General features: G+C 72.4%; 25 protein-coding genes. 7 read left to right on the top strand and 18 right to left on the bottom strand.

Going from position 1 to position 24,917, the window contains the following annotated elements; translation table 11 throughout:
- Position 1: 1 nt before the first annotated feature.
- The 4 genes from KIH74_RS04650 to KIH74_RS04635 form a co-directional block, all read right to left on the bottom strand.
- Positions 2 to 2,020, bottom strand: a complete 2,019-nt coding sequence (locus KIH74_RS04650; RefSeq protein ID WP_214154503.1) for a hypothetical protein — start codon at positions 2,018 to 2,020, stop codon at positions 2 to 4.
- Positions 2,020 to 2,661 (bottom strand): Pvc16 family protein, encoded by a 642-nt coding sequence (locus KIH74_RS04645; protein ID WP_214154502.1) that lies wholly within the window; start codon positions 2,659 to 2,661, stop codon positions 2,020 to 2,022. Before KIH74_RS04645 ends, KIH74_RS04650 begins: the two co-directional genes overlap by 1 nt.
- Positions 2,662 to 2,670: 9 nt before the next feature.
- Entirely contained in the window at positions 2,671 to 4,695 is a 2,025-nt protein-coding gene (locus KIH74_RS04640) for an ATP-binding protein (protein ID WP_214154501.1), read from the bottom strand.
- Positions 4,696 to 4,842: 147 nt separating this feature from the next.
- Complete coding sequence (locus KIH74_RS04635) at positions 4,843 to 5,187, bottom strand: hypothetical protein (protein WP_214154500.1); 345 nt, start codon at positions 5,185 to 5,187, stop codon at positions 4,843 to 4,845.
- A gap of 330 nt (positions 5,188 to 5,517) precedes the next feature.
- On the opposite strand from KIH74_RS04635, the gene KIH74_RS04630 reads away from it, so the two are divergent.
- Positions 5,518 to 7,269 (top strand): DUF6055 domain-containing protein, encoded by a 1,752-nt coding sequence (locus KIH74_RS04630; protein ID WP_214154499.1) that lies wholly within the window; start codon positions 5,518 to 5,520, stop codon positions 7,267 to 7,269.
- A gap of 198 nt (positions 7,270 to 7,467) precedes the next feature.
- Here KIH74_RS04630 and KIH74_RS04625 read toward each other — a convergent pair whose 3' ends face one another.
- The 8 genes from KIH74_RS04625 to KIH74_RS04590 all read right to left on the bottom strand — a co-directional run bounded on the left by KIH74_RS04625 (position 7,468) and on the right by KIH74_RS04590 (position 13,595).
- The gene (locus tag KIH74_RS04625; protein ID WP_214154498.1) at positions 7,468 to 8,355 is read right to left on the bottom strand and encodes a dienelactone hydrolase family protein; all 888 of its coding nucleotides are present in this window, start codon (positions 8,353 to 8,355) and stop codon (positions 7,468 to 7,470) included.
- A 10-nt stretch (positions 8,356 to 8,365) separates the two neighbouring features.
- The gene (locus tag KIH74_RS04620) at positions 8,366 to 8,974 is read right to left on the bottom strand and encodes a TetR/AcrR family transcriptional regulator (RefSeq protein ID WP_214154497.1); all 609 of its coding nucleotides are present in this window, start codon (positions 8,972 to 8,974) and stop codon (positions 8,366 to 8,368) included.
- A complete protein-coding gene (locus KIH74_RS04615) occupies positions 8,971 to 9,648 on the bottom strand; it encodes a DsbA family oxidoreductase (RefSeq protein ID WP_214154496.1) in 678 nt (225 codons plus the stop codon). Before KIH74_RS04615 ends, KIH74_RS04620 begins: the two co-directional genes overlap by 4 nt.
- A 240-nt stretch (positions 9,649 to 9,888) precedes the next feature.
- Positions 9,889 to 10,881, bottom strand: a complete 993-nt coding sequence (locus KIH74_RS04610; RefSeq protein ID WP_214154495.1) for an XdhC family protein — start codon at positions 10,879 to 10,881, stop codon at positions 9,889 to 9,891.
- 40 nt (positions 10,882 to 10,921) lie between these two features.
- A complete protein-coding gene (locus tag KIH74_RS04605; protein ID WP_308113591.1) occupies positions 10,922 to 11,797 on the bottom strand; it encodes a helix-turn-helix transcriptional regulator in 876 nt (291 codons plus the stop codon).
- A gap of 321 nt (positions 11,798 to 12,118) precedes the next feature.
- Positions 12,119 to 12,889, bottom strand: a complete 771-nt coding sequence (locus KIH74_RS04600; protein ID WP_214154494.1) for an alpha/beta hydrolase family protein — start codon at positions 12,887 to 12,889, stop codon at positions 12,119 to 12,121.
- 56 nt (positions 12,890 to 12,945) lie between these two features.
- Positions 12,946 to 13,128 (bottom strand): hypothetical protein, encoded by a 183-nt coding sequence (locus tag KIH74_RS04595; RefSeq protein ID WP_214154493.1) that lies wholly within the window; start codon positions 13,126 to 13,128, stop codon positions 12,946 to 12,948.
- A gap of 41 nt (positions 13,129 to 13,169) precedes the next feature.
- Entirely contained in the window at positions 13,170 to 13,595 is a 426-nt protein-coding gene (locus KIH74_RS04590) for a VOC family protein (RefSeq protein WP_214154492.1), read from the bottom strand.
- A gap of 237 nt (positions 13,596 to 13,832) precedes the next feature.
- Between KIH74_RS04590 and KIH74_RS04585 the strand changes: the two genes are divergently transcribed.
- On the top strand, positions 13,833 to 14,831 hold the full coding sequence (locus tag KIH74_RS04585) for a hypothetical protein (RefSeq protein WP_214154491.1): 999 nt from the start codon (positions 13,833 to 13,835) through the stop codon (positions 14,829 to 14,831).
- A gap of 27 nt (positions 14,832 to 14,858) precedes the next feature.
- On the opposite strand, the gene KIH74_RS04580 is transcribed toward KIH74_RS04585, so the two are convergent.
- The gene (locus tag KIH74_RS04580; protein WP_214154490.1) at positions 14,859 to 15,386 is read right to left on the bottom strand and encodes a TetR/AcrR family transcriptional regulator; all 528 of its coding nucleotides are present in this window, start codon (positions 15,384 to 15,386) and stop codon (positions 14,859 to 14,861) included.
- Positions 15,387 to 15,457: 71 nt separating this feature from the next.
- Between KIH74_RS04580 and KIH74_RS04575 the strand changes: the two genes are divergently transcribed.
- Positions 15,458 to 16,462, top strand: coding sequence for an amidohydrolase family protein (locus KIH74_RS04575; protein WP_214154489.1), 1,005 nt, complete (start codon positions 15,458 to 15,460; stop codon positions 16,460 to 16,462).
- A 294-nt stretch (positions 16,463 to 16,756) separates the two neighbouring features.
- Positions 16,757 to 17,572, top strand: a complete 816-nt coding sequence (locus tag KIH74_RS04570; protein ID WP_214154488.1) for a phospholipase A2 — start codon at positions 16,757 to 16,759, stop codon at positions 17,570 to 17,572.
- An 83-nt stretch (positions 17,573 to 17,655) separates the two neighbouring features.
- On the opposite strand, the gene KIH74_RS04565 is transcribed toward KIH74_RS04570, so the two are convergent.
- Positions 17,656 to 20,043, bottom strand: coding sequence for an Lsr2 family DNA-binding protein (locus KIH74_RS04565; protein WP_214154487.1), 2,388 nt, complete (start codon positions 20,041 to 20,043; stop codon positions 17,656 to 17,658).
- A 222-nt stretch (positions 20,044 to 20,265) separates the two neighbouring features.
- On the opposite strand from KIH74_RS04565, the gene KIH74_RS04560 reads away from it, so the two are divergent.
- Together KIH74_RS04560 and KIH74_RS04555 are read left to right on the top strand one after the other, a co-directional pair.
- Positions 20,266 to 20,616 carry a hypothetical protein gene (locus KIH74_RS04560; RefSeq protein WP_214154486.1) on the top strand — a complete coding sequence of 117 codons (351 nt, stop codon included), beginning with the start codon at positions 20,266 to 20,268 and terminating at the stop codon, positions 20,614 to 20,616.
- 54 nt (positions 20,617 to 20,670) lie between these two features.
- Positions 20,671 to 22,893 (top strand): AAA family ATPase, encoded by a 2,223-nt coding sequence (locus tag KIH74_RS04555; RefSeq protein ID WP_214154485.1) that lies wholly within the window; start codon positions 20,671 to 20,673, stop codon positions 22,891 to 22,893.
- Here KIH74_RS04555 and KIH74_RS04550 read toward each other — a convergent pair.
- The 4 genes from KIH74_RS04550 to KIH74_RS04535 are packed head-to-tail and all read right to left on the bottom strand — an operon-like array spanning position 22,890 to position 24,421.
- Positions 22,890 to 23,597: an alpha/beta fold hydrolase gene (locus KIH74_RS04550; RefSeq protein WP_214154484.1), complete on the bottom strand. Its 708-nt coding sequence runs from the start codon at positions 23,595 to 23,597 to the stop codon at positions 22,890 to 22,892. The genes KIH74_RS04555 and KIH74_RS04550 overlap by 4 nt on opposite strands.
- 35 nt (positions 23,598 to 23,632) lie before the next feature.
- Complete coding sequence (locus KIH74_RS04545; protein ID WP_214154483.1) at positions 23,633 to 23,956, bottom strand: nucleoside triphosphate pyrophosphohydrolase family protein; 324 nt, start codon at positions 23,954 to 23,956, stop codon at positions 23,633 to 23,635.
- Between the two features lie 48 nt (positions 23,957 to 24,004).
- On the bottom strand, positions 24,005 to 24,199 hold the full coding sequence (locus KIH74_RS04540) for a hypothetical protein (RefSeq protein WP_214154482.1): 195 nt from the start codon (positions 24,197 to 24,199) through the stop codon (positions 24,005 to 24,007).
- 12 nt (positions 24,200 to 24,211) lie between these two features.
- Positions 24,212 to 24,421 carry a hypothetical protein gene (locus KIH74_RS04535; RefSeq protein WP_214154481.1) on the bottom strand — a complete coding sequence of 70 codons (210 nt, stop codon included), beginning with the start codon at positions 24,419 to 24,421 and terminating at the stop codon, positions 24,212 to 24,214.
- 114 nt (positions 24,422 to 24,535) lie between these two features.
- Here KIH74_RS04535 and KIH74_RS04530 point away from each other — a divergent pair, with 114 nt between their 5' ends.
- The gene (locus KIH74_RS04530; protein WP_214154480.1) at positions 24,536 to 24,847 is read left to right on the top strand and encodes a hypothetical protein; all 312 of its coding nucleotides are present in this window, start codon (positions 24,536 to 24,538) and stop codon (positions 24,845 to 24,847) included.
- Positions 24,848 to 24,917 lie beyond the last annotated feature (70 nt).

The raw sequence follows: 24,917 nt of genomic DNA, 5'->3' as shown, positions 1-24,917 counted from the left end.
ATCACTTTCCGGAGGTGGTGGCGACCGGGCTGAACCTGACCGACAGCACGCCGCTTGCGGACCCCGGCAGCACCTCGACGTCGCGCAGCATCATCGTCTCCTTGCCGAACGTGATCTTCAGGTCGTAGCGGCCCGGGGCGTCCGGAACCCGGATCCTGACCCGGGCACTCAGCAGGCCGCCCCCCGCCGTGCGGGCCGTGGTCTCGTCCTCGTCGACCACGTCCGGGCCGTCACCGTCGAGCGCACCTCCGCCCGTCCCGCCCTCGTCCTGTCCCTGTCCCTGTCCCTGTCCCTCGTTCTTGCCCTCGCCCTCGCTCTGTGCCTGGCCCGAGCTCTGTCCCGCTCCTCGCCCCTCGTCCGGCCAGCCGTCGGTCAGCATCACCGGCTGGACGCTGAAAACACCTCTGCCGGAGGTTTTCTGGACGCTTCTGTAGGGAAGGGCCGGGATGTCGGTCGGTGGCGTCATGTCGTGCGGCGGCGGATCGTTGCGCAACGCGGCGTTCTCGCACCCCGGCACGGTCTCCACCGCGGTCGTGGAGATGCCGGGCTGGGGGCCGGCCCCCGGCGCCGGACCGGCGTCCCGGCTTCCGGTCGTTCCGCCGCTGCCCGAGACGCCCCCACTCCCCAATGAGCCCTCACCACCCGAAGCACCCGCACTTCCCGAAGCGGCCTCACCGCCGGAAGTGTCCCCGTCGGCCGCAGCGCCCTCGTCGGCCGAAGCGCCCTCGTCGTCGGCCGTGTCTTCGAGAACCTGCACCCGGACCCGTGGCAGCCGCTCCTGGCTCGCCCCCCGCATCCACCGGCGCACCTGCACGGTCAGTTCCCCCGGCCGGCCCGGCATCCCTCTGACCATCTGACAGGAACCGGTGTACCAGTAGGCGGCCGTGATCAGATCGGCGGTGTCCGGGGAGTCGAAGTAGAGCCAGTACCGGCCGGGCAGGATGTTCTCGATCAGCCAGCTGCCGTCGGACGAGCTCACGTCCTGCTCGACCGCCCAGGCCAGGCCGGGCGGCGCAGGCTCCTCACCCTTGCGACCCGCCGGCTGCCGCGCGCATCTCGGTAGCTGCGTGGGCAGATACCGAACCCGCCGCCCCCGCAACAGCCTCGGGTCTTCCGCGTCGCAGGCGAGCACCGTGACCCCGGCCAGCGACCGCCCGTCCTGCGCGATCACCCGCCCGGAGACGGAGATGCTGACGTCCGGGTCGGAGCCACCGTCCAGCCGGGTCGGCCCCAGCATCGCGGGCGAAAGGTTCATCGGTGATGCCGACGACTTCACGAACATCTGCACCCCGACGTACCCCAGCACGATCCACAGCGCCAGCATCAGCACCAGGGCGATCCCGAACAGCAGCCAGGTGCTGAACACCGCCTTCTGCCGGAAGGTGATCTTCAGGTCGTGCCGCAGCTCCTGCTGGAGCAGGGGGTGCCCGGGCGTGGACGACCAGGCCGTGACCCGCAGGTCGAGCGGGTGCTCGAGCACCGCCCCGACCAGGTTGCGGGGCCCGCTCACCCGGATCACGGCGGTGCCGGTGTTCCAGGGCTCGATGATGAACTCGTCCGGCTCGAACCGGATCTCCACCCCGTCCGGCACCTCGACCGCTCGCGGTTGCACCAGCAGCGCTGTATTGCCCCGGTTGGCCACCGTCAGCGGGAACCTGGTGCGGCGGCCCGCCTTGCGCACCGACGGCTGAATCCCGGCCACCATGGCCGGTTTCGGGCCGACGTCCACCGTCAGCCCGGCCTCCCGGCAGGTGTCGCCCACAGCGGGCCGCACCCGCACGGCCAGTTCGTGGCGCCCGGCCGGCATCCGGGCGGGCAGCCGCACCCGCAGCGGCAGACGACGGCGCTCCCCAGGGAAAAGCGTGGGCGTGCCGTCCAGTTCGGCCACCGCCCCGGGCGCGCCGGCGAGGTCGATGTGCACGGCGTCGATGACGTCTGCGGTGTTGACGACGTCTACCAGCAGTTCGGTGGGAACATCCGGTTCCAGGCTGATCTCGTCGTTGACGAGAGAGACGTCCATCAGCCCTGATCCCGCCCCCGCTGGCGGTTCTGGCCGAACCAGACGAACCGCCGGCCGGCCGGGTCGGCCGAATCCTCGTCACCCGAGAGCCCTTGCACCGCCCCCACCCGCACCAGCTCCACGGACGGTGCGACCGGCCGGGTGCGATCGAGCGTGACGGCCGTGGTGGCACCGAGAACGAAGGACGCCCGGAGCTTTCCACCGAGGTTGCCCCACAGCTCCCGGCCCCGCGTCTGCCCGCTCTCGGCCAGTGTCAGCGCAACCGGCCCGACCAGGTCCGGGACGTCGTCGGGCACGGTCAGGAACGACGTGCGCAGAACGGCCTTCACGGCGTCTCCCAGCAGTTGGTGCTCTTCGCGCACACCCCCGCCCCAGGCGCTCAGCAGGTACCAGAAGCACATCGAGGGGGCCGGCCGTTCCTGCACCAGCACACCGTCGGCGCCCCGGCGCGGCGGCAGCGGCACGGACTGCTGTGCGCCGCGGGCGATGTCGAACAGAAAGAGGTTGACCGTTGGCCGGCTGATCGACGTCCCCCAGGTCCCCTCGGGACTCTCGAACGAGACGTCACCGACGTCTTCGGGCAGCGGGAGCTCGGTGCGCAGCCAGTTCTGGAGCGCACGTTCCAGTGCGGTGAGCGGCATTCCGGCCTCCTACGACCGGGCGCCGACGGAGGGCACCGCGGAAGACACGGCGAGATCGGCGCCCCTGCCCACGGCGGTGCTGCGGCGACCCATCTTGCGCAGCTCACGCTCCAGGGCCGTGGCCAGGTGACGTTGCCCGACCCGGCCCTGCGCGTCGTGATGCGCCGCGAAAGCCGCCGCCAGTACGGCATTCTTGATCACGCCCCCGGTCACCCCCTCTACCGACGAGAGCACGACGGTGTTCACCGGGTCTTCGGTGTCGAACTCCGCAACGTGCCGTAGATGACTGTCCCACAACGACATCCGCCCGTCCTCATCGGGCTCGGGAAAGTGCAGTACGAAGTGCAGCCGCCGGGTGAAGGCCGCGTCCAGGTTGCCCCGCAGGTTGGTGGCCAGCACCACCAGGCCGTCGAACTGCTCCAGCCGTTGCAGCAGGTACGAGACCTCCAGGTTGGCGTAGCGGTCGTGGGCGTCCTGCACCGCGGTGCGTGCGCCGAACAACGCGTCCGCCTCGTCGAAGAACAGCACGCAGTTGAGTCTTTCGGCAGTGGCGAAGATCCTGGCCAGGCGCTTCTCCGCCTCGCCGATGTACTTGTCCACCACCGCGGCCAGGTCCACCTGGTACAGGTCCAGCCCGAGACTTCCGGCGACGGCCTGGGCCGCAAGGGTTTTCCCGGTGCCCGAACCGCCCGCGAACAGCGCGGCGATGCCCCGCCCGCGCCCCTTGCCCATCAGCGGACCCTGAGCCAGCACGGCGTCGCGATGGCGACCCCAGCTGATCATCTCCTCCAGACCGGAACGGGTGGACGACGGGAGAACCAGGTCGTCGAGCGTGACGTCGCAACGGCGCATCACGCCGGCCTGGTCGCTGAGCCGCCGGGCCGTGCCCAGCAGGTCGGCCGCCGTCGGCTCGCCGGTGGTGAGCCGGGTCAGGTCGACGACCGCGTGGATCTCCTCCGGCGTCACCCGCAGGGCCAGCAGGTCACGCCACTGGCCGGGATCCTTTGCGCCCTCGCCCATCCGGGCGGACCAGAGGGCACGGCGCTGCTCCTCGCCCAGCCGCGGCGCCGGGACCGTCGGCGGCAGCCAGGAGGCCCACCGGGGGTCCCAGGCGGTGTCCGAGACCACGACCGCCGGGATGCGCGCCGCCGCGAGCCGGTGCAGCACGGCGGGAACGGCCTGGCCGGACGGGTCGGCCTGCCCGGTCTGGTCCGTCGCCAGTCCGGTGACCACCAGGACACCGCCGCGCAGAACCGTTTCCAGCACCGCGGCGTCCACCAGAACGCTCTGCTGGTCGGTCGCGGCCCGGGACAGGTCGACGGCCGTCACCTCCAGCCCGTGCCGGGCCGCCGCTCCCGCGGCCATCGACAGGCCCGCGTCGCCGAGCGGCCCGTGCACCCAGACCAGGCCCGCGCCTTCCTGCCAGTAGCGCGAGATCTGCTCGCCACCCGGCCATTCCAGGGGAACGGCGTGCAGCAGCACCGGATGCAGGACGGCGTCCGGCTCGTGGTCGCCGAGCAGGTGACCGGTCACCCGGTCGGGCAGCACCAGCGTGCGGCCCATGAACGGCCCGGCGCCGTGCACCCGCAGCAGCCCGGCCCGGTGCAGGGCCCCGCCCGCGCGCAACCCGGCGCGGACGGCCGGCTCGACGTTCGCGACGCCGAGCACCTCCAGCACCGGCCCCACCGTCGGCCGCTCGGCCGGGCTCCCGGAGGGACGCAGCTGGTCCAGCGCCACCGCGAGCGACGGGTCCACGTCGGCCGCGACCAGCACGGCCAGCAGGTCGGCCTCGAACCGGCTCAGCCCGGCCGCCCCGGCGAGCGTGTCCAGCGCCCGGTCGAGCTGACCGAACAGCACCGGCGCCCCGTTCCACGCCTCGACCACGGCCAGCCGGCTGCCCAGCAGCGCGGAGACGTCCCCCGCCGGGGTCTCCCCCTGGGCCAGCGACTGGTCGCGCAGGTGCACCCGGCGTTGCACGGCCGCGTCCAGGCCACCCAGAAAACGTTCCCAGCGCGCGGCGATCCCATCCCCCATACCGCCGAGATTAGCGACGCCGCCTCATCCGCCCCTTGAGAACACGCTGGTCAACGGCGGAACGGACGATACGGCGAAACCTCCGGCGTGGCACCGGCCCGGTCGGCGCCGGGTCCGGTATCACGCCCGATCCTCACAGCAGACGGCTCACTGCGTGGCAGGGTAGACGATCCTCGGTTCCGGACGCCCGTCCTGGGGCCGGGGCGGGTAGCTGAGGTAGGAGCGGGTCGCCGCCTGACCGACCGGCCCGTGCGCGATCTGCTCCTGCCCCGCGCCCGCCCAGCCGGCGGCCGACGGCTGCCGGTCCCGGAAACGACGCACGAGCCGGTAGATCACCGCCCCGATCGCGCCCAGCAGGAAGACGATCAGGAACCAGGCGACCGGCTCCAGGCGCCACCACCCCTGCACCTGCCGCTCCTGGCCGCGGCGGTACGAGTCGATCGCCGCAACAGTTCCCATGGCCAGCAGCACGCTCAGTATCAGGTATGTCATCGGCCTCTTCCCGGTCCGTCCTGCCGACGCGGGTCCGCGCCTGCCTGCCCGGGTCGGCGACGGTCACCCGGAGTTGAGGCCCTCTCACCCGTCCGGCCGCGCCCGAAGGGGCGGCCCGGTCACCAGATCGACTCGCAGCACAGGCTTATCACAGACAAAACACAAGCTTCTCGGCCAACCGGGCAACCTTTCGGTGTTCCCACCCGACCTGAACCACGCGCGGGGCATCGCGCACACCGTCATCACCGATCGAAAAGGCCTGCATCACCGCTTGATCCACCAGAAGCGAGGCAGGCCAGCGCACCGTCCCGCCCCTGAAGGGAACACGTCTTGAACCACCGCAGCGTGCGGCAGACCCGCACCTGGCTCCCCCTGCTGATCGCGCTGGTCGTGATCGGCGGGGTCTTCATCATCCAGACCCGTCCCGCTGCCGCGGCCAACAAGGCCGTCTACATCCCGGCCGGCTGGAAACAGACCGGCGAGGTGCCCTGGAGCGAGGACCGGTCGAAGGAGTCGACCAACTTCAAGCTGCTGTGGGGCGAGAAGTCCGGCACCGAACCGGAATCCGCCTCCGCCGACTACCGGTTCGACCCCGACAGCATCCTCACCCAGCTCGAAGACCTGTACTCGTTCTACATGGACGACATGGAGTTCACCCCGGAGGACGGGCTCCTGGCCGAGTACAAGATCGTCGTGATCGTCACCAACACCTGGAACCGCACCGAGCTCAGCGACTGGGCCACCGGCGGTTCGGTCGACGGCAAGGTCGGCGTCATCAACATCGACCCCGACGCGGCGCTGCCCGGTTCCTGGGGCCTGGCACACGAACTCGCGCACGTGTTCCAGAACTACACCTTTCTCGGTGAGTCCGGCCAGGGCTTCACCGACGCCTCCGCGGGCACGTTCTGGGAGACCAGCGCCGAATTCATGGCCATGCAGGCACTTCCCACCACGGCCGCGGGCGACCTCAGCCGCTGGCTGCGCTCCGAGAACCTCTACTACAGCTCCAGCCGCCACCACTACGGCAACTGGATGCTGATGCAGTACATCAAGGACCGCGACGGCCTCGCCATGTTCAACAAGATCTGGAACGAGGCGGAAGACGACGAGCACCCGCTCGAGACCTACCGGCGCATCACGGGTATCACGCAGGCCGAACTGAACCGGCGCGTGGGTGAATACGCCACCCGTACGGTCACCTACGACTTCGGCAACCAGGACACGCTGAAACCGTTCATCGAAGACGTCTACGGTGCCGGCTTTCTCAACAACGCCTACAACGGCGGCGGGGTCGAGGCGGTCGACGCGTCGCTCGGGCACTACCGCATCAACTCCCGCATGGCCCCGTCCGACTACGGTTTCAATCAGATCAAGCTGGTGCCCGACACCGACGGCGGCAAGGTCTCGCTGCGGCTGAGGGGCCACGACGAGACCGGCGCCACCGGCTGGACGTTCGGCCTGGTCGCGGTCAAGAACGGCACGCCGCGCTACTCGGAGCTGCACACCGGCGTCGACGGCCGCATCGACTTCCAGCTGGAGGCCGGTGAGAGCGAGGTCTGGCTGGTCACCACCGCCACCCCCGACAGCGTGCCGCACTACGGCTTCCTCGACGGCTACGACAAGGCCCTGCGCTACCCGTACGAGTTCCGGGTGCAGGGCGCCACCCCGTCCGGTTTCGATTCCGGCTACACCAAACCGGCGGCCACCGACGGCGGGCACTGGCACTCCAACGGCGGCGGCTGGGTCGGCCCGGACGCCACCGTGTCGGCCTCGGCCTACGTGGGCCCCAACGCCGCGGTCTACTCCGGCACGGTCAGCGGCAACGCCCGCATCGAGGGCCTGGGCTGGGTCAACGGCGGCACGGTCACCGGAGACGCGGTGGTGAAAGACAACGCGCTGATCCAGGCGGGCGCCAGCCTGTCCGGCGACATCGTGGTCGGCGGCGACGCCGAGTTCGGCATCGCGTGCAGCTCGGGCACCTACCTCGCCTTCGACACCGAACGCGGGTGCGACGGCAAGGCCGGCGAGACCGACGTCAACCCGTCGTTCACCGCCTTCGACAGCGCGGAGCTCGCGCTCTAGCCAGGGAATGGGAGCCGGCGTCCCGCACCGCCGGCTCCCATCTGCTCCCGCTGGTGGACGTTCGCCGCACCGGTGGCGCGAGCCTCACCGGTGCGGGTGGCCGGGGAAGACGCGCACCGGCCACCCGGTCGGCGCAGGCCGGTCAGCGCAGGCCGGTCTGCGCAGGCCGGTCGGCGCAGGCCGGTCAGCGCAGACCGGTCAGCGCAGGTCTTCGAGCCATTCGTAGGCCAATTGCCGCTGCTGTGGCGGAAACACGTGCCCTCCGCTCAGGTGCCGCACCGTGACGTGGCCGGCCTCGCGCCGTCGCAGGTTCGCCTCGATGTCCCAGGCGCCGCGGCTCCAGCGGTCCTCGTCGGTGGCGATCAGCAGGAACCGGCACCCGGGTGCGAGGGCCAGCACGTCCTCCACGTCGTACCCGTCCGCGAAACCGGGCACGACCATCTCGGCCTGGAAACCGGTGTCGAGGGTGAAGGAATCGCGGTAGGGGATGCAGCCGCAGTTGGACACGCTCAGCGTGATGCGCTCGTCCCAGGCGGGCGCCCACATGGCCATGCGGCCGCCGTAGGAGTGGCCGATGAACCCGATCCGGGTGGCGTCCACCTCGGGCAGGGTGACGGCGTGGTCGAGGGCCAGGGAGATCTCCTGGAGGCAGTCGGCCAGCAGGGTGCGGCCCAGCACCAGGCGTGAGGAGAGCTCGAACCAGCCGAGGTTGCGCCCCTGGGCAGGGTTTCGGTCCTCGAAGCCGATGGCGTCGGGGGCGATCGTGACGAATCCGCGTTGCGCCAGTTCGGCGGCATAGGCCTGGTCGGGGTGGCCGCGCAGGCCGCAGACCTCGCTCTTGCCCAGGTCGTACTGCCCGGCGTGCTGGTGATGGCAGAACACCAGGGGTGCGGGCGCGGTGAGGCCGGTGGGCACACAGACGAACGCGGAGGCGCGGCCCGAGGGGACGTCGTAGGAGACGTGTCTGCGCACGTAGCCGTCACATTCGGTCTCGCTGTGCAGGCGCGGGCCGGGATCGGCGGGTGCCCCAGGCACGGGGCCCAGCAGCTCGCGCAGGCGTTCGGGGGTCAGCGGCGGCGGGCTCATCCTGTTGAGCCTAATCGCCGACGGACGCCCGGTGGCCCGGCACCCGCAGCCCGTCCAGCACGAAACCCAGCCTGCGCCGGTACTCCTCGCGGGTCTGCCGACCGCAGGCCCGCACCACCACGCCGCGCTCGAGGATCAGGTGGTTGAGGTCGTCCGGGGTGAGGTCGCCCCGGACGACGCCGGAGCGCTGTGCGTCGTCCAGAAGCTCTGAACCGAAACGCTGGGCCCGCTCGCACAGGCCGGTGAGCGGTTCCGACTCCGGCAGGGTGCGCATCAGCACGTCGTTCGCGGCGGGCTCGTCGAACTGGAGCAGCCAGACGGCCAGCAGGTACTGCTCAAAGCGCTCCAGCGGGTCGTCCAGCTGGTCCACGGCCCGCACGATGCCGGTGATCCGCTCGGCCACCAGTTCGTCCACCACCGCGTCGATCAGCCCGCGGCGGCTGCCGAACCGGTGGTAGATGGTGCCCTTGCTGACCCCGGCGGCCCGGGCGACCTCGTCCAGCGGGGTGGTGAGGCCGCCCGAGCGGAACACGTCGAGCGCGGCCCGGCGGATGCCCTCGGCGTTGCGCCGGGCGTCGGCCCGCCGGGGTGCGCCCGGGGTCGGCGTGGTGCCGCTCACGCCGTCTTGTCGACCCGGTCCTGCCAGGACAGGTCCAGTGCCCTGCGGAACATCTCCACCGGCTGGGCCCCGGAGATCGCCCGCTTGCTGTCGAACACGAAGAACGGCACGCCGTTGATGCCCATCTGCTGGGCGGCGGCCACGTCGGCCTCGAAGTCGGCCTGGAACGCGTCGCTGTTCAGCGCCCGGGTCACCTCGTCGCGCGAGAACCCGAGTTCCTCGGCCAGGTCGGCGAGCACGGCGTGGTCGGACACGTCGAGGCCCTCGGTGAACTCGGCCCGGAACAGGCGCATCACCATCTCGTGCTCACGCCCGGCGGCCTTGGCGAAGTGGATCAGCCGGTGGGCGTCCCTGGTGTTGGCGATGAGCGACTCGGGGAACCGGTAGTCCAGGCCGACCCGGGCGCCCTGGGCGGCGAGGTGCTCGTGCGAGGCGTGCACCTGGTCGGCCGACAGGCCCTTGCCCTGCACCAGGTACTCGTCGGCGGGCATCGCCTTCCCGGCACCGGGGTGCAGCTGGAAGCTGTGGTAGCGGACCACCACGGACGACGCGTGCGGGAACGCGTCGATGGCCTGCTGGAGGTGGGCGTCGCCCAAGTAGCAGAACGGGCAGACGACGTCGCTCCAGACGTCGATGGTGATCGGCTCGGCGGCCGCGCCGAACGCGCCCGCCATCAGTGGCACGTCCCGTCGGGCCCGCACACGGCGGTCTCGTCGGCGGGCTCGAGCAGAGTGAGGCCGGCGAACACGGGCACAACGGTGGACGCCGCTGTGGTCGCCTCGGGCGCCACGGCACCTTGGGTAGAACTTGACTCCATGGTCAAGAACCATGGCGCAGGTTGACCCCACCGTCAAGATGCCTCCGGGCCCGGGCCACGAGGGGTGCTCGTCGCGCCGTGGGTGCGACCGGCGTCCTCAGTTCTGCGACGGCACCCGGACCGGACCGCGGGGCGGGCGGATCGGCAGGTCACCGGTGCGCAGCGGCCCACCGGCGCGGCCGTGCCGCGCCGCCACGACCTCGGCCAGGATGGACAGGGCGGTCTCCGCCGGGGACTGGCCGCCGAGGTCGAGACCGGCCGGACCGCAGAGCCTCCCGATCCCGGGCAGGTGCCCCAGCCGGCGCATCCGCTGGGCGTGGGTGGCCCGGCTGCCCAGCGCGGCGACGTACCCGGCACCACCCGCGAGCGCGGCCCGGATGCCGCGGTCGTCGATGCGCGGGTCGTGGGTGAGCACGACCACGGCGTCGTCCGGGCGGGGCGGGTTCTCCGCGAGCCAGCGGTCCGGCCAGCCGAGCACGGTCCGGGTGCCGGCGGGCAGGGCGCCGCTGTCGACGAAGGCCTGCCGCGGGTCGATGACGACCACCTCGAACCGTAGCGGCCCGGCGAGCGCGGCCAGCTCCGCGGCCAGGTCGGTGGCGCCCACCAGCAGCAGCCGGGGGCGGGTGGGCAGTTGCTCGACGAACCCGCCGGGCGCCGTCAGCCGGGACGCCTCGGGTGCGGTGTCCCAGCCGAAGGGCGCGGTGAGCCCGACCCGCACGGCGAGCGGTTCGTTCGCGTGCAGGGCCTGGGTGATGGCGTCGTACGCCCGCCCCCCGGGAGCCGGTGTGAGCAGCACCTGGAGTTCCCCGCCGCAGGCGGGCGCCTCCTCCCAGGGCATCAGGTCGTCGCCGACCACGACCGTCATCAGGTGGGGTTCGCGTCCTTCGAGCACGTCGGTGGCGGCGCGCAGGACGATGCCCTCGACGCATCCGCCCGACAGCGAGCCGCGCCAGGACCCGTTCCGGGTCACCGCCATCGTCGCGCCCAGCGGACGGGACCCGGGGCCGTCCCGCCCGACCAGGCGGGCGAGCACGACGTCGCGGCCGTGGTGGCGCTGTTCCTCGACGAAGGGCCAGACATCGGTCAGCACGCGGTGCGATCCTTCCGGCGGCCCGGCCCTCAGTAGCTGCTCAGTGGCTGTTCGTCAGGCGGGCCGGTTCCTCGGTGGCCGCCCAGGAGGCGAGCAGCCGCAGCGATTCGGCGGTCGGTGTTCCTGGTGTGGCGGTGTAGACGGTCATGGTCAGTCCCGGGTCGCCGTCGAGTTCGAGCGACTGGAAGTTCAGTTCGAGCAGCCCCACCTCGGGGTGCCGGAAGCTCTTCATCCCGGCGTAGTGGCGCCGCACGTCGTGCGTGGCCCATAGTTCCCGAAAAGCCTCGCTGCGCACGCTGAGTTCGCCGACCAGGTCGGCGAGCCGCTTGTCCCGCGGGTGACGTCCCGCTTCGCGGCGCAGGATGGCGACGTTGGTCCAGGCGGCGCGTTCCCAGTCGGGGTAGAACCGCGGGGCGGCCGGGTCGAGGAAGATGTGCCGGGAGAAGTTCACCGGCCGCCCGGGGCCGTGGAACATGACCGAGTACATGGCGGCGGCCAGGGCGTTGGCGGCCACCAGGTCCATCCGGTTGTTCGCGATGAACGCGGGCGCGGCGGTGATCGCGTCGAGCATGAACTGGAGCTCGGGCCGCACCGGCGTCTCCACCGCTGCCCGGGTGGGGCGCGCGCCGGAGGGGTTGGCGGTGCGGGCCAGGTCGAACAGGTGGTCGTGCTCGCCGCGGTCCAGGCGCAGGGCCTGGGAGATCGCCTCCAGCACGGTCTCGGACACGCCCTTGAGGTTTCCCCGTTCGAGCCGGGTGTAGTAGTCGATGCTCAGGCCGGCCAGCCGGGCCACCTCCTCCCGGCGCAGCCCGGGCACGCGACGGCGCTCGCCGTAGGTGCGCAGCCCGATCTGCTGGGGCGAGATGCGCGCCCGGCGGCTGGTCAGGAACTCCCGCACCTCGGATCGATGGTCCACGGCACCGACGGTAGCCGGGCCCGGCAGTCGCTGGGAGGTTCTGTCGGGACCCCTCGGGCGTGGCCGTGTACCCGCTCGACCCGCACCCGCCGTCCGGGCATCGTCCCCGGTTCGAGACTCGCCATGGGGGACGCAGCTGCGGATCCGTCAGCGCACGAAGGTCACCGACGACCCGTTGCGGGCCAGTTCCCCGGTCACGGCGTGGGTGGCCGGGAACGACCGCCATGGCCTCGGGCCGGGAGTCGAGCAGAACCGGAGCGGGTGGCGTGGCCCGTCGTCGCGCCCGCCTGCCGGTCGTTCCGGGTCGTTCCGGGCCGGAGATCAGAGACCGGCGCCCGCGCTCAGGTAGGGGTCGGCCCAGGCGCTGATGATGCGCGCGGCCCGGTCGGCCTGGCCGGCGCCGGTGAGGAAGTGGTTGGAGCCCTCCAGCGACACGAAGCTGCGGGGATGCCGGGCCAGCCGGAAGATCTCGCTGGCGTTCTCGATGCCGACGGTGTTGTCGGTGGGTGAGTGCATCACCAGCAGGGGCAGACGCAGGTCGTGGATGCGGTCGCGCAGGTCGGCCTCGCGCACATCCTCCACGAAGGAGCGCTTGAGGGTGAGGGCCTTGCCCCCGATCAGCCATTCGGCCGAGCCCTCGGTGAGCACCCGCTCGACCACGGCGTCGTAGTGACGCTCCACCCGGCTGGGGTCGACCGGGGCGCCGATGGTCGCCACCGCCCGCACCCCGGCCGCCTCGTGGGCGGCGGCGATCACCGTGGCCCCGCCCCAGGAGTGCCCGACCAACAGCTCGACCGGCGTGCCGCGCTGCTTCATGAACTCGGCCGCCTGCACGGTGTCGTCGATCTTGACGGTGAAGGAGCCGTCGCCCCAGTCCCCCTCGGAGTCACCGAGGCCCAGGTTGTCGTAGCGCAGCATGCCGATGCCCTCACGGGCCAGCCGCCGGCACACCCGCGCGGCGGCGGGCGAGTCCTTGCCCAGGGTGAAGCCGTGCGCGAAGACGCCCCAGCCCCGCACCGGGCCGTCCGGAACCTCCAGAACGCCCGCGAGCCGGGGCCCGAGGGAACTCGGGAAAACCACCTTTTCGATCATGCGCAGATGGTGCACCATGGGCAGCCTCCCGCGCGCCAGGGCACTCCGGCACCGGTTCAGCCGCCCAGGGTCCGCATCCGCCCGCCACGCAGCAGCCACAGCCCGGCCGCGAGCACCGGCACGGCGGCGACGGCGAAACCCCAGGCGACGCTGTGGGCCACCGCCACGCCCAGCACACCGATCGACACCGGTTCGAGAACCACCCGGGGCAGGCTCATCACGCTGCTGACGGAGGACATCGAGAAGCGGCTGGAACAGGGCCGGTTCACGCCGGCCGGGTTCACGCGCCGTTAGCCACGGCCGGGTCCATCCACATCACCTGCCAGCCGTGCCCGTCCAGGTCGAAGAAGCTGCGCGAGCACATGAACCCGTGGTCCTCCAGCCCGTCCGCCTCGACCGCGCCCGCCGCGATCGCCGCCCGGGTGACCGAGTCGACCTCCTCACGGGAGGCGACGCTGAAGCAGTACAGGGCCAGGGCGTGGGTGGCCGGGTCGGCCATCGGCAGCTTGGAGAAGTGCGCGAACTTCTCCCGGGTCAGCAGCATGACGTAGGCCTGCTCGCCCACCAGCATGCAGGCGGCGGTGTCGTCGGTGAAGTTCGGGTCGAAGGTGAACCCGAGCCCGGCGAAGAACGCCGTGCTGCGCCCCAGGTCTGCCACGGGCATGTTGACGAACAGCATGCGGCCGGCGTGGGTGGTGCTGGTCATGGTGGTCTCCGGGTGATCGCTAGGACGGGCTACGTCCTGATAGACCGGGCGGGACGCCGGAAGTCATCGGTGGTCCCGAGGTCGCCGGTGGTCAGGGCGGCCAGTACGGGGGACACCTCCTGATTTTTCACACCACCCTGGGCGCCTGGCCGGTGTGAAAAATCGAGAACGACCTCCCGCGCCCGCCTCATGGACAGCGGTGGAGGCCACCACCCCGCCTCCCGCTAGGGTGAACCGGTGGACGACGAAAAGCCGCTCCGGCCCGACGCGGTGCGCAACCGGGCGGTGGTCTCCCCGCTGTTCGCCGAGCGCGGGGTGGTGGACACCACCGAGTACGACGCCTTCGGCCCGTGGATCGACGAGGTCACCTCCCCGGAGGGTCTGCCGCGCCTGTACCGCGCTCACCCGCTGGACTTTTCGCAGACCCTGCTGGTGCTCAAGGTCCCGCGCGACATCGCCCGCCGCGACGCCACCCCGGCCATGCACCTGTACGACGCCCTGATCGTGGTCACGGCCGGCGACCTCACCGTGCTGACCCGCGAGGGTGAGGGTTTCAGCACCTTCACCTGCCCGCACGAGCAGATCTTCGCGCTCGACGACAGCGTGCTGCTGCTCGACGGCCGCCTGACCGTGCACCTGACCGACCGGGTCCCGCTGACCATCCCCTACAACGGCTCGGCCAGGACCTCGATCACCCGGCTGGTCGCCCTGCTGCGCCGGGCGGTGACGGCCGCCACCGACACCCCCTGGGCCCACGACGGCACCGACGGCGCCGACAGCCGGATCGCCCCCTCGGCCACCCACCTCCTGAGCGCCCAGCGCGACCACGGCCTGCGCGCCGACACCCAGGAGACCCTGCGCACCGACCCGGACTCCAGAGTGCTGGGCGGGCACCCGTCCACCCAGGTCTCCCCGCGTCCCGGCTCCCTGGCCGCCCTGGCCCACCGGCTGCGCCCGGCGTTCCTCAACGCGGGCGTCGTGCTGGCCCGCCCGGGTGAGCTGTCGCTCGTGCGCCGCCGCGACTGGCTGGTGCGCGGGCACGAGCAGGACCTCTCACACGCCCGCACGTTCCTGTTCCCGCACCGGCTGGATCGTGTCGAGGTCACCGGCCACCGCCTCTACCAAGGGGTTTCGGTGATGCGGCTGTCCGCGGGCAGCTCGGCGCTCGACCTCCTGATGCCGGAGAACTCGCCGACCCGCGACGTGCTCGGCGACGCCACCGCGATCCACGTGTGAGCCGTCCGGCCGTCTCGCCGGGAGGGGTCAGCCCTCCCCGGCGAGCAGGGCACCGGCCGTTTTCACCAGCTCCTCGTGCGTGATCTGCTCGAAGGCGGGCAGTTTCAGGAAGTGCCGGCCGATGGTGAGGCCGAGCACGGTGCTGACCGCCAGCAGCGCCCGGGCCTGCGCGTCCGGGCCGTCGAAGGAGCGCTCCAGGTTCTCGACACGCTCCTGGAGGAAGTCGCGCATCGTCGCCTCCGCCTCGGGCACCGTCAGCATCGAGCGGACCAGGGCCAGCGTCTCGGGCGGCAGCTCGCCCAGCCGGGCGTCCAGCACGTCGGCGAGGTGCTGCGAGGCCACCCCGGCCTCGCCCGGCGGCAGCTGCACGGCGTTGCGGAACAGCGCGGCCTTCGTGCCGTAGTGCTGCATGACCAGGGACGCGTGCACCCCGGCGCGGTCGGCGATCGAGCGGATGGTGGCGCCCTCGAAGCCGTGCTCGGCGAACTCCTCCTGGGCGGCGAGGAGGATGCGCCGCGCCGACTCGGCCCGCCGGGCGTCCCTGGTCCCTGTCATGAACTCGACTATACAAGCGTTGAGCGAAGGTCTACGGTCTTGGCTAAACAACCGTTCATCGAAGGGGCACCGTGAACCTGATCGCGATCGAGGAGCACTGGACCACCCCGCGGCTGACGGCCGCGCTGAAAGACCTGCCCGAGGGCGAGCGCGACGAGAGCCTGGCCTTCAACGAGATGGGCGACAACCTGGCCCTGCTCGAAGACGTCGGTGACGCGCGGATCGCCGTCATGGACGAGCAGGGCATCGACCTGTCGGTGCTGTCCGTGGCGCCGCCTGCCACCGGCCCGCTGGCCGCGGCGGGGGCACTGACACTCAGCCGCGAGCTCAACGACCTGGCCGCCGAGGCCGTCAGCCGTCACCCCAGCCGGCTGCGCGCGATGGCCACCCTGCCGATGGCCGAGCCGTCCGCGGTGGCCGGCGAGCTGGAGCGGGCCGCCGGGCTCGGGCTGGTGGGGGCCATGGTCTACGGCCGCACCGGCGACACCCCGCTCGATCACCCCTGCTACGACGACCTGTTCGCGACCGCGGCCGCGCTGCGCCTACCCGTCTTCATCCACCCGCAGATCCCCACGCGGGCCGTGCGCGAGGCGGCGTACTCCGGCTTCGACGACCTCACCTCGCTGGCGCTGTCCACCTTCACCTGGGGCTGGCACCTGGAGGCCGGGCTGGCCGCGCTGCGGCTGATCGCCCGGGGCACGCTCGACGCCCATCCGGACCTCCAGATCGTGCTCGGGCACTGGGGCGAGCTGCTGCCGTTCTGGAGCGAGCGCACCGACAGCCTGCACCGGATCGCGAAACTGGAGCGCAAGCCGTCCGAGTACATCCGCTCGAACGTCCACATCACCTGTTCCGGCATGCTCAGCCCCGCCCTGCTGCGCCACGCCCGCGACGTCACCACCCCGGACCGGCTGCTGTTCTCCACCGACCACCCGTTCCTGCGTCCCACCTCCGGCGAGATCCAGCGGTTCCTGACCGAAATTGAGGACGACGCGGAGCGGGCCGCCTTCGCCGCCGGCAACGCTTGCAGGCTGTTCGGCATCGAGCTGCCAGGCACGCCCGACCGAGCTGCCTGACCGGAACGCCAGGCCAAGCTGCTGCGCCGAGCCGGCCGGCCGAGCTGCCCGACCTGGCGCTCGTACCCCCTGGGGCGGGTCTGCCGCCGGACTCTCGTGGTTGACGTCCGAATTGTCCAGGTCGTAACTTGGCAGCGGCAGCAGTGCGTCCCCGGTCCGGTAGCCGAAAGGCCATGTCGGGTGCCCCATCCCGGCAGCGGTGGGCGCCGGCGTGCGGGTCGTGCCTGCCCGAGGTCGTGACCATCCCTGAGGCGCGAGCCGTCACACCCGCACGAGGGCAGGAGAACAGCAGCCATGAAGGCACCCCGAAAACTCTGGTCGGCCGGGCCGGCCGCCGCCCTGATCATCTTCGTGGCGGCGCTGGCCGCCCCCACCCAGGCCGCGGCGGCCACCACCGACGTCGCCGGCAGCACGAGCGTCACCACGGTGTCGTCGGCGCCCACCGCGGACCTGCCGCCGGCCGCCGTCACCGAACCCGGCACCTACTCCTACGCGTTCGCGGCCCAGGTGCCCGAGGGCGGGCGGCTGCGGCCGCTGACCGGGGACGCCGGCAGCAGCTTCTCCAGCGAGGTGCTGGTGGAAGACGCCGCCGGTGAGGTGGTGGGCGCCTACGACGCTCCCTACACCGTCACGCACGACGGCCGGCAGCTGCCCACGACATACCGCATCGACGGCACCCGCCTGATCCAGACCGTGACGCTGGACGACACCGCGCAGGTGCCCGCGTACGTCCTGTTCTCCGACTACACGGCCACCGGCACCGACAGCAGCGCCGACAGCAGCACCGGCCAGGCGCGGACCCTCGCGGTGACCCAGGTGACCGTGCCCTCGAACTACGTCTACGACCCGTCCCTCGGAAGCCTGCACGACTACTGCACCTCCTCGCCGGACTCGTTCGGCAGCGCCGACTTCCGCGGCCCGTGTGCCCGCCACGACCTGTGCTACGAGGCGCCCGGCGACCACAAGACGACCTGCGACGCGGCCCTCAAGACCGACCTGGTCACCAACTGCCAGTACGCCTACAGCTCCGTCAACCCGCTGCGGAGCACCTGCGAGGGCGTGGCCGCGGTGTACTACGCCGCGGTGAGCGCGTTCGGCGACGACACCTGAGACGCCCTCGCCCCTCCTGACCGGTGGTGTGACGGCCGAGGGGTGACCGGGTCGCGGCCGATGTCCGGCCGCGACCCGTTTCGTCACTCGCCCGACGTGGCCGCCAGGTAGGCCGCCACCAGTTCCTTCGGCAGAGCGCCCCGCACGGAGACCTCGTGCCCGTTGGCCCGCGCCCACGCCCGCACCTCGGCGGCCTTGGGCGGGGTGGCCTTCGCCGGGGTCTCCTGGGGTACGAGCTCCGGAGCCGCCGACTTCGACACTTCACCCTTCGCCGACGGGGACTTGGCCACCGGGGACTTCGGCGCCTGGGTGTCACCCGGGATGCCCGCCGTGGCCCGGGACGCCGTCTTCGGTTGCGCGGCAGTGGTCTTGGACGCGGTGGTCTTGGACGCGGCCCGCGATCGCGTCCGCGGGGCGGCCTGTGTCTCCCCGTCCTCGCTCCCGGGCGTGGACGCCTTGGACCTCCGCGCGGTTGTCTTCGTCTGCGGGACCTCATCAGCGTTCTCGGCCCCGGGTGCGGGAGCTGTCTCCGTCTTCACGGTGGTCCTGCGGGCCCGGGGCTTCTTCGGTGCGGGCTTCGCCGGCTCCGGTGCGACGTCCTGCCGCGCGAGGGAATCCTCATCGAACAGGGCCTCGGACTCCGGCACGGCTTCCGGCTCCGGCAGTCCCTTCAGCTGCGGCACCACGTTCGGCTCGGGCACGGCCTCCGCCTCGGCAACGACCTCCGGCTCAGGTACGGCTTCCGGTTCCGGCAGCCCTTTCAGCTGCGGCACCACCTTTGGCTCGGGCATGACCTCCGCCTCAGCAACGGCTTCCGGCTCCGGCACCACCTTCAGCTCCGACACGGCGTCGGGCTCGGGCTCGGGCTCGGGCTCGGGCACAGCCGACACAGCTTCCGGACCGGCCGGCGAAGCTTCTGCCCCGTCCACCGAATCCGCCGAATCCGTCTCCGCCACAGCCGGTTCAGGAACCGGAAGCGGCGTCGCCGTCTCGTCCGCCACCACCTCGGCGGAAACCGGCCCGACGGCGTCCGGCGTAACGACCTCCACCTCGACAGGTTCCGGCATAACGGCCTCCGGCGTAACCGCCTTCACAGCCTCCGGCTCCGTGAGCACCGTTTCAGCGAGCACCGTTTCAGCGAGCACCGGCTCAGCCACCACCGGTTTCACCACCGGCACGGTCTCCGGCACCGTGACCACACCGTCGGCCGGAGCCGCCCACTCCCCACCGTGCACGGGCTGGAGGTGGTCGAGCAGCAGCGCGTACTCCTCCGGCTTCACGATCCGCGTGCCGATCTCCAGCGCCCGGGCCACCCGCACGCCCTCGACCGAGCCGTCGGACACCAGCAGCGCGGTCTTCGGCGAGACCGTCCCGACCACGCGCACACCCAGCCGCCGCGAGCGGCTCTCCAGGGTCTCGCGCAGGTCGGGGTCGCAGCCGCTGAACACCACCTTGTCGCCCACGCGCAGCGGCTCGCCGAGCGACCAGAACCCGGGCAGGCTCGTCCGGCCCACCCTGGCACGCTCCCGAGCCGCGCTCTCCGCGGCGTCCACCAGTTTGAGGACGACGCGCTCCCCGACGCCGAGCAGACCGGCCACCGCCAGCAACCCCTCGCGCTCGGCGGCGGGCAGGGCGCCCTCACCGAGGGCCGCGTGGGTCAGCGCGCGCACGAATGCCTCGGCGGCGCGGGCGACGTCGTCGGCCGTCAGCTCCTCGGCCGCGGCCACCTGCGCCAGGGCGGTCGTCTCCTGCGGTGTGACGGTGCCGTCCTGGAAGACCTCGGCGAGCTTCTCCAGGTAGCCCAGGGCGGCGGCGGGCGCGCCCTCGTCCAGCGCGTCGATCAGGGAGAACCGTTCCAGCAGAGCGGTTCCCGACGGGACAGGCGTCCCCCCGTGAAGGCCGGAGGGCGAATCGTCGCGAGGGGTGAGCGTGGGGGCGGAGGGCCAGGTGACCGTCTGTGCCCGGGCGGGCAGGGCGACCAGGGACGCCTTCGTGGCGTCCGGGCCGAGCAGCACCGCCAGCACACCGGCCAGCACGCGAGCCTCGCCGAGCACCGAGCCGACCGAGTTACCGGAGCCGACCGGGCTACCCGGGCCGACCGCGCCACCCACCCCGGAACCGGCACCGGGAACCCCCAGCGCCTCGCCGATGTCGGCCGGGCGGCGCCGCTCCAGCGCGGGCAACAGGTGGACGGACGCCTCCAGCACACTCAGCGCCGGGACCTGCGGCAGCTGCCATCCCGCCCGCCGGTACTCAGCCCGCAGCACGGCCAGGTCGAACTCCGCGTTGTGCGCGACGATCGCGGCACCGGCCAGGCGCCGGTTCAGTTCGGGGACGACGCCGGCGAAGGCCGCGCCCGGCGTGCTCTCCCACTCCTCGACGACCCGTCCGGCCAGGTCGGTTGTGATGATCGCGATACCGGTGACCCGGCGCCGAACCGTGCCCGACCCGGACGTTCCGACGGCAACCACCGCATACCGGGGCCGGTCGGGCGCGGGGGCGGGACCGGCGTCCGGTTGGTCGACGGAGCGTGCAGGCTGTCCTGCACGCCGTAGACGAAGTCTGTCGAGAAAGCCCATGCCGCGCTCCGAATCACTACCAGATCGACGAGTTCCCCCTGTTCGTACCACGTCCGGGCAGGTCAGGACGCCGCGCCTTGCGAGCGCTCGCGTCGTCCCGACATGATCGCCGGTGTGCTCAGGTTTCGCGCCACCTCCTGGTGGGTCTTGATCCCCGTCGTGCTGTCGCTGACCGACCCCTCGGTGGACGCCTTCATCGGCACCGCCACCGCCGCGGCGCTGATCTCCGCCCTGCGCACCCGGTTCAGCGGTGAGGACGTGTCGCCCGAGGGGATCCGCATGCGGCGCCTGCTGCTGCCCACCCGGGTGATCCCGGCGGACGACATCGTGCGGGTCTACAGCGAGCCGGGCTTCTTCGGTTTCGTGCGGGCCGAGCTGACCACGGGCCGGCCTCCGGCCCTGTTCAGCGTGCCCGCCGACCGGGTGGACGACGTCAACGCCCTGCTGCGCGCACCGGCCTCCTGAGGCAAAGGCCGCACTGTGCGCGGACAGTCGCCGGATCCGGTTAGGCTGGCGGTCGTGCCCCTGATCGGACGTCGCCGCGAGCTGGTGGCGATCGAGCGCCTGCTGCAACGCGCGCAGGCGGGCGAGGGCGGCGTCCTGGTCGTCGCGGGCCCACCCGGCTCCGGCCGCACGGCGCTCGCCCGGGCCGCGCGGGCGGCGGCGACGGCCCGAGGGCTGCCGGTGACCGGTGTCCCCGCCGAGGGCCCCGAAACCGGTTCCCGCCTCACCATTCTCGACGCACCGACGTCCCCACCGGCGTCCCCCGGGCAGTTCACCGCGAACGCCGGTGCCGTGCTGGTCACGACCACCGACCCGGACGGCGCCGACCTGCGCCTGGCCCCGCTGACGCTCGCCGAGCTGGGCCGGCTGCTGCCGGGTCTGCCGCACGACGTCGTGCACGCGATCTGGCTGGCCGGCGGCGGCCTCCCCGGCCCCTCGCTCGATCTCGCCGACCAGGCCGTGAGTCCCGGGGACGACGGCGCGGGTTCCGACCCCGTCGCGGTCCTGGCCCTGCGGGCCCCGTCGCGATCCGAGTTCCTCGTGCCGGACGCCGGTCTGCTGCGCCTGCTGGAGACCGCGGCCGCGCGGCCGCTGCCCGACGACGTGCGCGCCCGCGTGCTGGTGCGCTGGGCCCGAGAGCTGCTCGGTGACCCGTCCGCGCACCGGCGCCGCCGGGAGCTCGCCGACGAGGCCGTGCGCCTGGCCCGCGGCACCGGTACGCCGCAGGTGCTGGCCGAGGTGCTCGACGGGCGGCTGCACGCGCTCTGGGATCCCGCCGCGGCCCGCGAAAGGTTCGGCACGGCAACCGAGATCATCGAGCTCGCCCGCCGGGCGGGCCGACTCGACCTCGAGCTCAACGGCCTGTTCTGGCGGTTCACGGCCCAGGTCGAGCTGGGAGACCTGGACGCCGCCGAGGCCACGCTGGTGCTCTACGCGCGCACCGGCGAGCCGGCCGGTGACCCCCGCGCGGCCGTCGTCGTCCGGTCCCGGCAGGCCGTGCTGGCCATGATCCGGGGCCGCCTGGACCTGGCCGACGAGCTCGGGCACGAGGTCGCCCGCACCGGGCGGGCCGCGGGACTGGCCGACACCGCCCGGCTGACGGCCACTCTCGACGGGCAGCTGGCCCTGCTGCGCGGCCGGGCCGGGGAGCACCTCGCGCCGCTGCGGGCGATGGCGCTGCGGCTTCCGGGCCACTACTTCGAGGCGACGGCCGCCCGGGTGCTGGCTCTGGCCGGCCGGGACGAGGAGGCGCTGCTGGAACTGGAGCGGCTCCTGCCCACGGTGCTGGCCGGCACCGGGCCGCGCTGGCTGGGGGCGGTGGCCGACCTGGCCCTGGTGGCCTCGCGGGGCGGTGATCCGACGGCCGTGCGCCGGCTGTACGACGCGCTCTCGCCCTACCGGGGCCGCCTGGTCGTGTGGGGTGGCGCGAACACGGTCACCGGTCCCGTCGACGACCTGCTGGGACGCCTGGCGCAGCGGCTCGGGCTCACGGCGCCGGCTCTGGCGCACCTGGACGACGCGGTGGCGCAGGAGGAACGCCTGGGCGCCCTGCCCTGGCTGGCCGCGACGCTCGCCGTGCGGGGACGCCCCGGCGACGCCGAGCGCGCGCGGTCCCTGGCCGCACGGCTGGGCATCCGCCTCGCCCCGGCCGCCGGTGTGCCCGCGCCGCCCACGGTGCCCACGGTGCCCACGGACGAGTGGCGCCTGTGGCGGGACGGGGACGACTGGCACCTGGAGGCGGGCACGGAGCGCGCCCGGCTGCGGCACCTGCGCGGGCTCGGGTACCTGCGGATGCTGGTTTCCTCACCGGGACAGGAGATCCCGGCACTCGACCTGGTCGCGGGCGAGGCCGGGCTGCGGGTGCCGGAGAGCGACCCGGTGCTCGACGCGCAGGCCCGCGGCGCGTTCCGCGATCGGCTGCGCACCCTGGAGGACGCCCTGGACCGGGCCGACCGGGCCGGTGACCCGGCCCGCGCCGCGACCGTCACGGCCGAACGTGACGCCCTGGTGGCCGAGCTGCGCCGGGCCACCGGGACCGGCGGCAGGTCGCGCCGGCACACCTCGGAGGCCGAGCGCGCCCGGGTCAACGTGACCCGGGCGCTGGCCACGGTGCTGGGCCGGCTGGAGACCGCCGCGCCACTGGCCGCCGCGCACCTGCGGGCGTCCCTGAGAACCGGGGGCCGATGCCGTTACCAGCCCGCTCCCGGCGGTCCGGGGCGCTGGCGCGTCACGCCCTAGCCGGGCAGCAGCGCGGCGACCCCGGCCGGATCGGTCAGGTGCGGGAAGTGCCCTGCGCCCACCACCGTCACCTCGACCGGGAGGATGGAGCGCAGCCACTCCAGGTGCGCGGCCGGCGGCTCGTACGACGACAGCCAGTGGTAGCCGATGCCCCGCTCACCGATGGACGTCAGCTGCCCGCGCAGGTTTTCCTCAAGCTCCTGGTCGGAGCGGGTGAGGATCTGGTCCCAGTAGCCGAGCAGCAGGTCCTGGCGCGGGTCGGTGGCGTCGTCCACCAGTGCGCGGGCCTCACCGGTCATCGTCTCGATGCCCATGCCGGCCAGCATCCGGTCCCAGAACGTGCGCCAGTCCGGGCCGCGCAGCACCGGCTCGGCCTCGCGCACCAGGTGCCCGAAGCGTCCGGGCAGCAGGATCTGGTCGACGTCCACCACCGCCGAGACCGGATGGGAAGCCGCGTAGGCGGTGGCGACAATGGCACCGGCCGAGTGCCCCACCACGACGGGGTCATGCAACCCGCCCGCCGTCACCTGCTCGTGGATCGCCGCGAGAACACGCTCCAGCGGATAGGACTCCCAGCGTGGGGCCCCGCCGTGACCGGGCAGGTCGACGGCGAGCACCCGGCGGCCCGGGGCGAGGTGACGCCGGAGCGGGCCCCAGGCGCGGTGGTCGTAGGTCAGTCCGTGAATCAGCAGAAGATCAGACACATACGGTGGGCGTAACCCGGGGCGGAACGAATCGTTCATTGCGGCAGGCCGGTTCCGTCGGCCCACACCAGCCACTTGCGCCGCACCTCCTCGATCACGTCGATGTCGTGATGGTGCGCCAGCAGCAGCACGTGGCACAGCACGTCGGCGACCTCGGAGCGGAACAGCTCGCCGATCTCGTCGCCGGTGCGGCCCTTGGTCCGGGCCTGGCCGCTGAGCATCAGGTGGGCCTGGGTCAGCTCCCCCATCTCCTCCTGGAGTTTCAGCACGAACCAGTTCGCGTCGCGGTCGATGCCGAACCGGGACGCGTACCCCTGGGAGATCCGTTCCACCTGCTCGGTGAGTTCGCCGATCTGCATTGCTTCCCCCTGCGACAGAAGTGAGGACGCCGGTGGCGGGTCCGGTGGTCAGTCTCCCCGAAGGATGACCTCGACCTCGACCCCGGCTTCAGGTTCCAGCCGCTGCCCGCCATCGACCAGCCCGCCGACCGTGCCCGGCCAGGACCGGTTCCTGGAGCTGAACGTGACCACCGAGACGCTCGAGTTCTCCCGCATCCCCGGCGAGATCCCGAACCGCGGGCTGCTCCAGAAGGACATCACCATGTTCGGCCTGAACTACCTCCAGCAGATCACCGACAAGAACCTCGGCGCCGGGCTGCATCTCGAGCCGGGCATCTGGGCGCACGTGCCGCGCACCAGCAACCCGAAGGAGCCGGTGACGATCGTGCGGATGGCCACCCTCCCGCACGGCACCGCCATCGTGGCCCAGGGCACCTCCAGCACGGCCGACGAGAGCGTGAAGCCGTCCGTCCCGAAGGCCGACATCCGCCCGTTCAACATCGGCGCCCCGAAGGAGACCCTCGACTTCCCCGAGCAGACACTGACGATCAGGACGAAGTTCCGCACCCCGCGGCCGGTCTCGTCGGCGTCACCCAGGCCATGGTGGACGACCCGGACACCCTGCTGCGCTCGGCGATCGCCCGCCAGGACATCACCTCGACGACCCGCCTCAGCGTCATCACCGCGCACAAGCCGGTGGTCGGCGGCGGCACCGCGAACACCGCCGTCCTGGCCGGCGGCCCGGACGGCCCCAACGCCGTGGCCGCCACCGTCACCTCGACCTTCTGGCTGGAGAGGCTGGCCGGCGAGCGCCGGGCCTCGCAGTTGCAGTACACCCAGAACATGCTGCTCAACTTCAACGGGCTGAGCTGGCCGCACATCACGGTGGCCACCCTGCGCCGCACCGCCTGAGGGCGTGCTCGTTCTGCCGAGGAACCCACAGGAGAGCGTCCCCGGTTTTTTGACACCGGCCTGGCGCCCA

Origin of the sequence: Kineosporia corallincola (genome assembly GCF_018499875.1) — a bacterium.
Taxonomy (GTDB): Bacteria; Actinomycetota; Actinomycetes; order Actinomycetales; family Kineosporiaceae; genus Kineosporia; species Kineosporia corallincola.
The sequence above is the reverse complement of the archived record's forward strand: the minus strand, read 5'-3'. Positions and strand labels throughout refer to the sequence as shown.